Raw genomic sequence first — 12445 nt, forward strand, 5'->3', positions numbered from 1 at the left:
GAACAGAACACCGTCGGTGCTCGCGTTCAGCGTGGAGCGACCCACAGGGCGTGATTGGAGGCGGATCGCACAGGGGGGCGCCAATTCTCGACACGATCGATGTCGATGAAAGGTCGCACCTGCGTGCGGGTCGTGCAAGTTGACGCGGTAGATCGAATTACTATGTAAATACCACGACAACCAATGGAGGCCATTATGTCTCGTTCCGTTCATTCAACTAAGTTAGTCCTTAGTTTCCAGACGAATCCGGATTCCGTCCAGGCCGCATTTCTGCGCCGCGCCATGTCGACGCTCGAGCGGATCGCCGCGACAACCCCATCGAAGGCACTGACCGCAGCCCTTGGCGCGCCCACGGGCGCCGGAACCCTCGCGCAGATCCTGAGTCATCCCGAATTTATCGGGGAGGCGGTGGCCGATCTCGACCCGATGGCACCGGCACTCGCACGCAACGTCGAGCATCGCTCATGGCTGCTCCAGCGTGCGGGAGGTGTCCTTTCCGCTGAGGACGCCGGCAAGGTTGCCGGCATCACCCGCCAGGCGATCGACAAGCGACGTCGCAGCAAAGTGATCCTCGCCGTACGGGACGGAAGCGACTGGAAGTACCCGGTCTGCCAATTCCGGGACGGTGAGGTTTTGCCGGGAATTGCTGAGGTGGTTCGCGGTCTCGAAGACCAGGGCTCGTGGGCAACGCTCGACTTCCTCTTGGCCCCGGATAGTGTGCTCGGCGGCCGGTCGCCAGTGGACGCCTTGCGGCAGGGAGATCGCGGCGCGGTCGAGCGGCTTGTCCGCGCCAATGCCGGCGAGGGCTTTGCCTGATGGCACCGTCGGCAAGAGGACCGTCCGGAGCAGCGCTACCGCCCCCTGATTGGCTGAAGACTGTAGAACTGCCGATCACGACCATTCAGGCCGGGCAGATTCTGCACCGCATTCATCGGACACAGCTTGACCCGATCCTCTACGGTCCAGGCTCCGGTAACGATCCGGTCTATCCTTTTGACAGCACCAGTGGCCGTTTCGGTGTGCTCTATATAGGGCATGCTTTCGCTGGCGCGTTTGCCGAGACCATTTTGAGCAATCCGCAGAGGCTGATGGTTGCCGAACGGGAGATCGCCAGTAGATCGGTGACGGAGCTCGCGAGCCGGACGGATCTCCGTATGGTTACGATGCACGGCGCCGGTCCTCACGTACTAGGCACCGACAACGCGATTTCGACTGGTCCTTACGAGCCGTGCGGTGTATGGGCTGACGCATTGTGGGAGCATCCGGACAAGCCGGATGGAATTGCGTATCTCTCTCGACATGACCCCGGTGAGGTCTGTTTTGCGGTGTTCGACCGCAACATCGCATTCGAGGTGCATACGACACGTTCCTTGACGATCATGCAGCACGACATCGCGGCTGTGCTCGACCGCTACGCCAAATCTCTATCCACAGACCAATAGGCGTCCGGCTGGACGCCCCACATCCGGTGGCCAGACGGCTCCGCCACCGCCCCATTACCACCGGAGAGGCCAATGCACGAAGCTTACCTATGAGGCAAGCTCTCCCATGCAGTTTTCTCCGACCGACCAGATGGCATCGCGTTCCGCGATCGTCGCCGCAAGCTCGGCTTCGAACTGCCGGCGCTCGCCGCGATCCCGCGTGTTCCTGGCCCCGGCCCGCTATTCCTCGATGTGCTGTTCGAGCGCCATTGCATTCTCGTACGAACTTAGATCCTCAATCATAATGAAGGTAATGATATCAGGCTCTTAAAGGTGAAATCCCGTGTTCGCTTTGCACTCCGGTCCGCTTACATTTTAAGTTCATACCCTCAGATTTTTTGTCTCGGACCAGCTTAGTAAAGATAAAATTAATATACTGATTTGGAGTCAAGATTCTTGGTTGCGCTCGTGGCAATGGAACAGCGATTTCTACTCTCTTCCGGTGAAGTCATCGGCGCTGTGCGCCACATTGATCCAGAACAGCGCGACCTTTTACGCATAGAATTGTTGAGTGACGAAGCGATCAAGACAAGCGCCATCGAGGGCGAGACTTTGGACCGGCTCAGTGTGCAGTCCTCACTGCGGCGACAGCTTGGCCTAGCAACTGATCGGCGCTCGGTGCAACCGCGCGAACACGGGATCGCTGAGATGACGATCGATGTCTATGGCAGTTACGCGCCGCCACTTGACGACCCAACCCTGCTTCGCCGGCATCAGATGCTGATGCAAGGCAACCGACATCTTGAAACTATTGGCGCCTACCGGACGCACAATGACGCCATGCAGATTGTCTCCGAACATCCGGACCGTCGCACTATTCATTTCGAAGCGCCGCCTTCAACACAGCTACCGGGCGAAATGAACAGTTTGATTGCATGGTTCAATGAGACGGCACCCAACGGCACGTCTCCCCTTCCCGCGCTGACCCGGGCAGCGCTTAGCCATGTCTGGTTTGAAAGTATTCACCCCTTTGACGACGGGAATGGGCGCCTTGGCCGCGCACTGGCCGAAAAAGCGCTCGCGCAGTCACTGGGTCAGCCGAGTCTGATCCTGCTCAGTTTTGCCATCGAACAGAACCGCAAAGCCTATTACACACAACTGGAACAGCATCAGCGTACGCTTGATGTGGCAGGATGGCTGGTCTGGTTTGGGCAAACAGTGCTGGCAGCCCAGCAGCTCACCCTGCAACGGGTGAGCTTCTATATCGCCAAAGCGCATTTTTATGACCGGCTCCGTCGTGTCCTCAACCCACGCCAGGAAAAGGTTGTCGCACGGTTGTTTGAAGCCGGGTCCGAAGGCTTTGTTGGAGGCTAAAGTGCATACAATTATCTCGCCATTACAAAGACCTCGCGCGCCACGGCTACCCGTGATCTGCAGGATTTGGTGGACAAAGGCGCTCTAACGCGCAGCGGCCATTTGCTATTTGCGCGCTATGCGCTGAACTGGAAGCCATTTAGTGATTGAAGTATAATATTGGGGGTGTTCGCGGGAGAGCGCGAAAAACTTCTCTAGTGGCTGGAGTTGTTGCATTCTGACACCCAGCGAATTGCTCTGGGTTGTAAGTTTCTGAGGTGATCAAGTTCTATCACACGACGCGCCGGAACTCCTTGGAAGGAGACGTCGCCTTAATCTGGGGCCGAACTCACTTCTCTCCACAGGCCGTCTCTCATTCACTGGGCGACATGGTAATGTCATGCCATGTTGCGATAGCGTGGGCGCAGAGCTTTCGATGATCAGGGGCGGAGAGATGTTTATGGTGAAGAAGAAAGAGTCTGGCGATCTGGCCGTGAACTGAGACGAACGCTGGCATTGCCGGGCCGTTTTGCACCGTATCATACACCGCTCCCGTCGTCGCCCCGGAATATGTGCGTTTTCCTCGATTGTTGATGCTTTTGTGAGATCGATGCTCGATGCCCAGCATCGGTTCTGTCTTCCCTTGAGCGTAGGATCGAAGCTTATCGGTGACCATGACCCGTCGGAAGATGCGCTGGCCTTTTCCCCATAATCAAATGAGGCTCCAGGCTCCACCTGTCGCAGACTGCGCAAGCCTTTCGGGCCGAGCGCCAGGTCCGGCGCCTGAGCGCAATGCGACTTAGGGAATGCAGCACATCGCCGGCAATGGTGAACGGATATCGCACCACCATCGTTTACAGATTGCCAATCAAGAACAACCCGACGCTATTGCGTCGGGTTGAGCAGCTTAAGATTATAGTGCTTTGGAGGTCGCAGGCGATGAAACAGGCTGCACTTTTGAAGTGATTGCCATCACAATAATCGCTGACATCAACATGACGGCACCAACGATGAACATAGGCATTTCATAATTTCCAGTCATGTCCTTGACCCATCCGGTGATATAGGGCGCAGAAAAACCTGCGACATTGCCGATAGAATTTATGAGAGCAATGCCCGCCGCGGCGCCCGCACCTGATAGAAAGCGGGTTGGAAGAGACCAGAAAGTTGGAAGCGCGGCGAAAATCGAGATTGCTGTAACGGTTACAACGGCAATAGTTGCTTCAGGCGATGACATTAGCAGTGCAACAGGAATGCTCAATGCACCCACGAGCGCTGGAATACCGATATGCCAAGTTCGAACACCGCGACGCGTTGCATCCATGCTCCAGAGATAAAGGCCAATTGACGCGCCAAGATAAGGTATCGCGATGATCAGGCCTTTCTGCATCACGTCGAATTTCGTGGCAAACTTGGCTTCAAATCCAGCAATAATCGTTGGCAGGAAGAAGCCGAGAGAATACAGACCGTAAACAAGTCCGAAATAGACGGCCGATAGCAGCCAAACTCTGCCATTGCGAAGCGCATCAAAAACTGCGCTTGCACTGTGGCTATGCGATTTGGCTTTTTCTTCACGCGAAACAGCATTCAAAAGCCATTTCTTTTCGTCACTGGTCAGCCACTTCGCGTCATTTGGGCCGTCCGGCAGATAAAACCAGGTCACGACACCAACAATGATAGCAGGAATAGAAACACCCATAAACATAACGCGCCAGCCCTCTAGACCGAACAGGCCATGCGCATCAATGAGCCAGGACGCAAAAGGCGCACCGACGACAGTGGAGAAAGGCTGCGCAACATAAAACAGTGCGAGGATTTTTGCACGATGTGTTGCTGGCACCCAAGTGCTCAGGTAGAGAATTGCACCTGGGAAAAAGCCTGCTTCCGCTACACCAAGCAAAAAGCGCAACCAATACAGCCCTTCAACAGAGCTGACCCAGGTAAACAAAAGCGAAACAATTCCCCAAGTAACCATGATGCGAGCGAGCCAACGACGCGCACCAACACGCTGTAATGCAAGATTGCTTGGAATTTCAAGGATGATGTAACCGACGAAGAAAATACCGGCTGCAAAACCAAACTGAGCCGCAGTAAGCCCCAGGTCATCGGTCATGCCATTTGGGCCAGCAAAGGAAATTGCTGTACGATCAAGGAAGTTAATCAGCGACATCAGCGCTAAAAACGGCACAAGCCGCCAGCAAATTTTTCGAATGGCGCTTTTTTCTATATCTGCCGTAACAGCAGGTCTGGATATTTTATCCTGCACTCTAGTTCCTCCCAAAAGTGATTAGATGTCATTTCACATTTCGATCCGGAACACGCGCATCCACGCTATTTTTGACAAAGCGCAGCCGCTTCAGACAAAGGCGTTCTATCGCCTGTCCGAATCCTGATTTCCAGATTTTCGCCGTATCAGTCGGATCTGCTAGGCACATAGATCAGACCCGACCATTTATTATTGTTCAGCGGTGTGAGCCGCTTGAATTACTGATCAATTCACAGTTTCTGTTGCATTAGAAGCCTGCTCGAAAAGCTTCGGTGTCTCTGACAGAAAATCGTTACCGAACCCAGCATCGAGCAACGTCTGAAGGGCAGTTGTCACACCGTTTGCAGTGCTGCGTTGTGCTGAAACATCCTCTGCCATTTGCATGTAGTAACTGAGATCCTTGTGCGCATTTGAAACAAAGAACTTCATTTTCGAATTATCGCCATTGAGTACAAATGGGCTGACGCGATCAAAGGCTGCTCCGTAACCGCCACCTTTTGCCAAAACTTCCGTAAAGATTTCAGGCGAAATACCGCCTAGCTTCGCACAAGCTGCGGCTTCCCCCAGCAATGTCACCATACCGAGCGACACATAGTTGTGAAGGAGCTTCAGCTTGTGTCCTGATCCAACATTGCCTGCATGGAAAATGTTCTCGGCAAAAGTTTCCAGCAATGGACGGACCAAGGCAAACAGTTCGTCATCGGCTCCAACCAGAAGATTCAGCCTCCCCTGTGCTGCTTCCAGTGGTGTCCTTGTCATAGGTGAGTCGATGAATCGACCCCCTGCTGCTTCGGCCAGTTTGGCAATGCGCGTAGTTGATGACGGAATGGCTGTGGAACAATCGATGATGATCGTACCTGGCTTAATTGCCTTCAGAATTCCGGTATCACCGAGAAGAACGTCTTCTACTTGGGGAGTACCACTCACACACAGAATGAGGATGTCACTCTGCTCCGCCAAGTCCTGCTTACTTGCAAATTTCTGTGCGCCGCCTGAGAGCAGATCATCAACTGGCTGGTTTCCCGGATGATCAAGGAAGCCCAATGGCCACCCTTTTGTGACCACGTTCAGAGCAATACCATGCCCCATAAGGCCAACGCCGATAATACCGACTTTTTTGTTGGTCATTTCTGTTCTCCTTAGGCCAATGCGCGGCAGATTGCGTCTGCCATTTCGGTACATTTTGCAGTTCCACCGAGATCGGTTGGGACAGTCTGTCCGGCAGCAAGGACACGGCCGACAGCACTTTCGATACGGTTCGCCGCTTCTACAAGTCGAGAGTCGCTCTTCTTGTCGCCAAGCCAGCGCAGCATCATCACTGCCGAGAGAACTGTTGCGACAGGACTTGCAATATTTTGACCAGCAATATCGGGCGCAGATCCGTGTGCCCCCTGAAAAAGGGCATATGTGTCGCCGATCTCGCCCGAAGGTGAAATACCCATTCCACCGACTGTCGCAGCCCCCAGATCAGAAATGATGTCACCGAACATATTTTCAGCAACAATCACGTCGTAAAAATCTGGCTTTTTGACCATATGGACCGTAATCGCATCGGCATAAGCGTAGTCGATTTCAACATCCTGATAGGCAGCGTGGACGTCGTCGCAAACCTTCCGGAAAAATGCATAGCTTCTGAGAATATTGGCTTTATCACAGATGGTAACGCGCGATTTTCCATCACGCGGAGCACCATTGCGTTTCTGCGCTAGCTCGAAAGCAAACTTCGCCACGCGCTCTGTCCCCTTTCGGGTAATTACCAGACTGTCAGATGCAAACTCATCACGCAAAACGACCCCTGCGCCACGGCTGGCATAAAGTCCTTCGGTGTTTTCACGAATGATCACATAGTCAATTCCACCACCATCAAAGGCACGAAGTGGTGACAAGACGCCGGGTAGAAGCTTGACCGGCCTAACATTTGCATAGAGGTCGAGCTTAAATCGTAGTCGTAGATGCAGATCATTTCCGACCTCGGTGCCATCTGGATAGACGACACCCGGCAATCCGGCTGCACCATGCAAGATAGCATCTGCCGAACGGCAACCCTGATAGGTATCATCCGGCAGAACTTCGCCGGTTTTCAGATAATGGTTTGAACCACCATCGAACATCTGAAAATCAAGTGTGTTTTCACCAATGGCGGCCTTGAGTACTTTGATAGTCGCGTCTGTAATTTCCGGGCCGATACCGTCGCCGGCGATTGTCGCAATTTTATAGTTCGTCATGATTTAAATCCTGTTTCGACAATCTTACCAATTGGTCGCGATATACTTTGCTTCCATGAATTCCAACATTCCGTGATGTGCACCTTCGCGCCCGAGACCGCTCTGCTTCACGCCACCAAAAGGAGCTGCCGGATCGGAGACGAGACCGCGATTGAGAGCAAGCATTCCAGCCTCGATCTTTTCCGAGACCCGCAGACCACGCGCAAGATCACGCGTATAGACATAGGCAACCAGACCGTACTCGGTATTGTTGGCGCGCCGGATTGCTTCTTCTTCAGTGTCGAAAATATAGATTGGCGCAACAGGTCCAAAGATTTCTTCGGAAGCCAAGTCCGCAGTATCAGGGACATCTGCAAGAACGGTCGGCAGGTAAAAGTGCCCAGCTTGCTCCAGAACCTTCCCACCACACGTAATGCGAGCACCTTTGGCAACAGCATCATCCACCAGTTCAGCAACCTTCTGAACGGCTGCAGCATTGACCAATGGACCGCAATCCGTCGTCTCCTCGACACCGGCACCAACCTTTAATGCGGCCATGCGTTCGGTTAACCGGGCAGTAAAAGTCTCAGCAATCCCACGCTGGACATAGATACGATTTGCTGCGGTGCACGCTTCACCGCCATTGCGCATTTTAGCGATCATTGCGCCATCGATTGCCGCATCAAGATCAGCATCTTCAAAGACGACAAACGGAGCATTTCCGCCCAATTCCATTGAGGAATGGATGACCTGGTCAGCGGCTTTACGCAATAGAACACGTCCGACTTCGGTTGATCCCGTAAACGACAGTTTCCTAACGCGTGGGTCATCAAGCATCGCATTAACAACCTTGCTTGTTGTCGAAGATGTTATGACGTTTACAACACCAGCTGGAACTCCTGCTTCAGCAAGGATGGCCGCGACTGCATAGGCAGTCAGTGGTGTTTCGGTCGCGGGTTTGAGGACGCATGTGCAACCCGCAGCGAGGGCTGGAGCAATTTTGCGCGTCGCCATAGCAGCAGGAAAGTTCCAAGGCGTGATGAGCAATGAAACGCCAATGGGCTGATAATTCACGAGAATGCGGTTATCGCCCGAAGGAGCAGTACCGAGATCCCCATGGCCACGTACGGCTTCCTCTGCAAACCACCGGAAAAATTCGGCAGCATATGCGACTTCGCCACGCGCATCTTTTAGTGCCTTACCGTTTTCAAGCGAAATAAGCCGTGCAAGCTTTTCACTGTCGCGCATCATCAATTGAAAACAATTGCGCAAAATTTCCGAACGCTGTCGCGCTGGCGTTGCGGCCCATCCGCCCGCAGCAGCAGCTGCGGCATCTACCGCACTTAAAGCGTCTTCAGGGGAAGCATCCGCAACGGAACCGAGAACAGAGTTGTCGGACGGATTAAAAACATTGATCCGATTATCGCGGCTGCCAGCTTTCCATTCGCCACCAATAAACAGATCAGTAGGCCACTTTTGTTGGATGTTCATATAAAAATTCCCAAGGATAGAGTTGCTCTAGCTCGCCATAGCGTCAACGAGAATGGATCTAATCGCATTCGAATTAAGAGGACGGGGGTTGTTCTCAATCAAGCGAGCAGCGTTCATCGACAGTTCAGCAATCTGGTCGAGTTTGGAATCTGTGACGCCGATTTCGTTGATAGTCGCAGGCATGCCTACGCGTGCAAAAAGTGCGAATAGCGCATCGATGCAAAGTCCTGCTGCATGTTCATCAGTTTGACTTTCCGTTGCCGCACCGATGGCTCGCGCTATTTTCGCATAATCCGCCGCAGCCACTGTTGTATTGAAACGCATTGTATAGGGAAGGAGAATGCCAACGCCAAGACCATGTGCAGTATGCGTTTCAGCTCCAATCGGATATTGGATTGCATGGGCTGCGGCCGTTCCGGCGCTGCCAAATGCCAGTCCCGCAAAAGTCGAGCCCAGCATCACCGCAGAACGTGCTTCAATGTCATCGCCGTTATCAACGGCAGTTTGCAGATGCGCAAAAATGAGCTTGATCGCTTCAAGGGCGTAAAAATCGGATAGTGAATTTTTCCCAACAAAAACGCGACTGGATGCCAAGTCACTGGTTGGTTCACGCCGAACTGCTGCGAAGGCTTCGATAGCATGCGCCAAAGCGTCCGCACCCGAAATAGCGGTCAAGCCTTTCGGGCATGTCAGAGTCAGTTCAGGATCACAAATTGACGTATGTGGAATAAGATATGGGCTGGAAATGCCAACTTTCATCACTCGGTGCGGATCTGCAAGCACGGCAACAGGTGTGCCTTCTGATCCTGTACCCGCGGTCGTTGGAACTGCAATCACAGGACAAACAGGACCTGGCACTTTGAATTCACCATAATAATCCGATAGTGACCCCGGATGCGTGAGGATCAGGCTGACTAACTTTGCGAGATCAAGGCAGCTTCCGCCACCCAAGCCAATCACCATGTCTGGATTGAAATCCCGATAGCGTTGCGCACAATTTGTGATGCCATCCAAAGGCAGTTCTGGTTCAGTCTCCGCAAAGACCTTAACTTCGATACCGTGGGCTTCCAGATCCGCAACTACTTCCTGCAGAAGTGGAAGTGTACCAATCCGGGCATCCGTACACAGGAGCGCGCGCTGACCAATATCCGCGGCCAACCGTCCCAGTGCACGGCGCTGACCTGCACCAAAAACTAAACGCTGCGGCGCGCGTGTGACGCCATACTCAAACTGCATGAAATTTGTCTCCTTAGTTGGCTGGCATCAGATCAGTCTGAGCAAGGTGCTGGATGCGCTCCCACACTTCTGGTGCGATCGTCAGCCCTTGCTTCTCAGCGCGAATCCGGGATTTTGCGGAGCGGTCGCCAGGGACACGAACCGGGTTTTGCGGGTCAGATGGGGGAGTATCGCGCACTTCATTCAGATAGTCTGAAATGACACTTGTCATGCCCGACGCGGGCTCCATGACGATAAACAGATCGCCTTTATTGCAAGGGTGGGTAGAATCGAGGGTCCCACGGACCGCAGTTCCAAGCGCGGAACCCGTCAGAGCCGCTACCAGCACCTCAAACGCCAATCCCAGACCATATCCTTTGGCACCACCAAAAGGGGCTATGGAACCCGTCTTTGCCTTTTCAGCATCGGTAGTAGGCGACCCTTCCGCATCCAACGCCCAGCCAGCTGGGATCGGTGCAGCACGATTGGCGTGATCATGGATCTTGCCCATTGACACCAGACTGGTAGCCATATCGAAAACAAATGGTTCAGGCTCGGCGGGCACCCCGATTGTCAATGGATTGGTACCAATCATGGCACGCCGTCCTCCCCATGGATGCACCAACGCTTCGCTGATTGTCATTCCGAGCAAGATCTTACCCTGACGGGCTAATTTTTCGGCGTACCATGCAAGCATTCCCAAGTGATCACAGTTGCTGATAGCAACCACACACGAACCTGCTGACTTGAGACGCTGGCTCGCTGCGTCGAGTGCAGACATAGCTACAACAGGACCTAGACCGTGCTGGCCGTCCACTTCAAGAAACGCTTCACCGCGCCAGTTATGAATACCTTTAGCGAGAGGATCGGTCACACCATTCAACACGCGCTCAACAACGCGCGGTAGCCGCAGAAGGCCGTGGGACGGCACTCCTCTCATTTCGGCATCCAGAAGCAAAGACGTCTGAATTTCTGAATGATTGCGCGGTATCCCAGCTTTTTGAAGAGCCGCAAGTGCAGTTTGCTCAACCTTGGCAACAGTTTGCATGTGTTGTCCTAGAACTCTGTTATCCGATAACGGAGAGAATTTCGTAGATAGAGGGAGATTTTGGAGATTGCCTGCTCAATTCGAGTAGCAACCACTCGACAGACAAAAGCCACCGACCCAGAACTGAGAAGCATTCGCCTTGCAGCTAACTACCTTAGTCACTGGTCCCATCAGTTGTAAAAATAGGTATTTTTACATTGCTTAACGACGCCTAGGAAATATCAGACGCAAAGGCACCTGAGCGCATTTTCCCACGGATAACCTGACATGAGTCCTCCTTTCTTTTATCACTCACACCCCTCCTCGGGTGCTCAACACTTGCTGAGGCGATAAATCATATCGGATACGATAGAGGTATTGAAGCGCAGGTCAAGCCAGTTTTTATCGCGATCTTGCAAATTTCCCAATCACCACGTTTCCATAAATTTACCTTGCCGAACTATAGATATCATCCTAAGTCATTGTTATACCGTTATTTTATATAAAGGCGGGGAATACTCATTCTACGTGCAAAAAACGGAAAATGAAGTTTCCACATTTTGCAAAATCCCTCTATCGTTTGCTTTTCCCGGTTTTGATTAATCCAAGAAACACTGTTTACACCAATAATCCGATACGATACGGTAACTCAAAATCTGACCTCACGATCGCGCCGAGGTATGAAAGCCATGTCAGGGAGGACACATAATGGCGAAGGAAGAGGCACTCAGCACGATTGACCCTGCCACTATGTCAGGGGATCGAGACGCTATAAGACATCCGATCGGCGACACCGTTTACAATGCGTTGTTTGCCGACCTGATTGCTTTGCGTATACCACCGGGAGAGCGACTTTCTGTCGATGCTTTAGCGCGGCAGTTTGGGGTTTCACAAACCCCGATCCGGGCCGCGTTGATTAGACTTGAGTCAGATGGCTTGGTTGCACAAAAATTCAATTCTGGTTTTAGTGCTGCCGCGCTACCGGAGGGTAAGCATTTTCGCGATGTCTATCAGACACGCGATCTCCTTGAACCCGAAATGGCCGCTTTAGCCGCGATAAGAGCAACACCGGACGACATTACTTTAGTTGAAAAACTCTGCGACGAAATGGCGGAGCTTGCTGATACGAATAATCATGAAAACTTCGGGCGGTTTGCCGAGCGTGACAATGCGTTTCACGCGTGTATCCTTAAAATCGCGGGGAACCAGGTTGTCGCCGAAGCAATGGCGCGTCTTTATATTCACGCCAATCTATTTCGGATTCGGTATCACACAAAAATTACCACCGATGCTGTAACCGAACATAAAGCCATCCTTGAGGCGCTTCGCATGAAAGATGCTTTTGCGGCACGCAACGCGATGAGAGCTCATATCTACAATTCGCGTCTGAGGGTGGAACCATTCTTTACTGAAGAATAGCGCATTCATGTCCGACGTTATCTGGCGTCGGAATTTTATCTGGAGGAAA

Annotated in this window: 9 protein-coding genes and 2 pseudogenes; 4 read left to right on the forward strand and 7 right to left on the reverse strand. The window is 52.7% G+C overall.

Annotated elements, in window-relative coordinates; translation table 11 throughout:
- The first annotated feature begins 195 nt into the window (after positions 1-195).
- The 3 genes and pseudogenes from QSJ70_RS15820 (at position 196) to QSJ70_RS15830 (ending at position 2945) form a co-directional block, all read left to right on the forward strand.
- Positions 196-816, forward strand: coding sequence for a DNA-binding protein (locus QSJ70_RS15820; RefSeq protein ID WP_285537734.1), 621 nt, complete (start codon positions 196-198; stop codon positions 814-816).
- On the forward strand, positions 813-1442 hold the full coding sequence (locus QSJ70_RS15825) for an RES family NAD+ phosphorylase (protein WP_285538032.1): 630 nt from the start codon (positions 813-815) through the stop codon (positions 1440-1442). Before QSJ70_RS15820 ends, QSJ70_RS15825 begins: the two co-directional genes overlap by 4 nt.
- Before the next feature lie 420 nt (positions 1443-1862).
- A pseudogene (locus tag QSJ70_RS15830) lies at positions 1863-2945 on the forward strand (Fic family protein).
- 202 nt (positions 2946-3147) lie between these two features.
- On the opposite strand, the pseudogene QSJ70_RS15835 reads toward QSJ70_RS15830, so the two are convergent.
- The 7 genes and pseudogenes from QSJ70_RS15835 to QSJ70_RS15865 form a co-directional block, all read right to left on the reverse strand.
- A pseudogene (locus QSJ70_RS15835) lies at positions 3148-3462 on the reverse strand (transposase family protein); the annotation flags it as partial.
- A gap of 225 nt (positions 3463-3687) precedes the next feature.
- Complete coding sequence (locus tag QSJ70_RS15840) at positions 3688-5040, reverse strand: MFS transporter (RefSeq protein WP_285537736.1); 1353 nt, start codon at positions 5038-5040, stop codon at positions 3688-3690.
- A 225-nt stretch (positions 5041-5265) separates the two neighbouring features.
- Positions 5266-6168 (reverse strand): NAD(P)-dependent oxidoreductase, encoded by a 903-nt coding sequence (locus tag QSJ70_RS15845; RefSeq protein WP_285537738.1) that lies wholly within the window; start codon positions 6166-6168, stop codon positions 5266-5268.
- Positions 6169-6179: 11 nt separating this feature from the next.
- A complete protein-coding gene (locus QSJ70_RS15850; protein ID WP_285537739.1) occupies positions 6180-7265 on the reverse strand; it encodes an isocitrate/isopropylmalate dehydrogenase family protein in 1086 nt (361 codons plus the stop codon).
- A gap of 24 nt (positions 7266-7289) precedes the next feature.
- On the reverse strand, positions 7290-8735 hold the full coding sequence (locus QSJ70_RS15855) for an NAD-dependent succinate-semialdehyde dehydrogenase (protein ID WP_285537741.1): 1446 nt from the start codon (positions 8733-8735) through the stop codon (positions 7290-7292).
- 27 nt (positions 8736-8762) lie between these two features.
- Positions 8763-9971, reverse strand: a complete 1209-nt coding sequence (locus tag QSJ70_RS15860) for an iron-containing alcohol dehydrogenase (RefSeq protein WP_285537743.1) — start codon at positions 9969-9971, stop codon at positions 8763-8765.
- A 13-nt stretch (positions 9972-9984) separates the two neighbouring features.
- The gene (locus tag QSJ70_RS15865) at positions 9985-10998 is read right to left on the reverse strand and encodes an Ldh family oxidoreductase (protein WP_285537744.1); all 1014 of its coding nucleotides are present in this window, start codon (positions 10996-10998) and stop codon (positions 9985-9987) included.
- Between the two features lie 687 nt (positions 10999-11685).
- Here QSJ70_RS15865 and QSJ70_RS15870 point away from each other — a divergent pair.
- Positions 11686-12396, forward strand: a complete 711-nt coding sequence (locus QSJ70_RS15870) for a GntR family transcriptional regulator (RefSeq protein ID WP_285537746.1) — start codon at positions 11686-11688, stop codon at positions 12394-12396.
- Positions 12397-12445: the final 49 nt, after the last annotated feature.

It is taken from the genome of Brucella sp. NBRC 12950 (assembly GCF_030268145.1).
In the GTDB taxonomy this organism is placed as follows: Bacteria; Pseudomonadota; Alphaproteobacteria; order Rhizobiales; family Rhizobiaceae; genus Brucella.

Bases quoted from the DNA above. Each gene is read 5' to 3' on its own strand.
- QSJ70_RS15870 (WP_285537746.1), top strand. From the start codon at position 11,686: ATGGCGAAGGAAGAGGCACTCAGCACGATTGACCCTGCCACTATGTCA.
- QSJ70_RS15845 (WP_285537738.1), bottom strand. From the start codon at position 6,168: ATGACCAACAAAAAAGTCGGTATTATCGGCGTTGGCCTTATGGGGCAT.
- QSJ70_RS15850 (WP_285537739.1), bottom strand. From the start codon at position 7,265: ATGACGAACTATAAAATTGCGACAATCGCCGGCGACGGTATCGGCCCG.
- QSJ70_RS15820 (WP_285537734.1), top strand. From the start codon at position 196: ATGTCTCGTTCCGTTCATTCAACTAAGTTAGTCCTTAGTTTCCAGACG.
- QSJ70_RS15865 (WP_285537744.1), bottom strand. From the start codon at position 10,998: ATGCAAACTGTTGCCAAGGTTGAGCAAACTGCACTTGCGGCTCTTCAA.
- QSJ70_RS15855 (WP_285537741.1), bottom strand. From the start codon at position 8,735: ATGAACATCCAACAAAAGTGGCCTACTGATCTGTTTATTGGTGGCGAA.
- QSJ70_RS15860 (WP_285537743.1), bottom strand. From the start codon at position 9,971: ATGCAGTTTGAGTATGGCGTCACACGCGCGCCGCAGCGTTTAGTTTTT.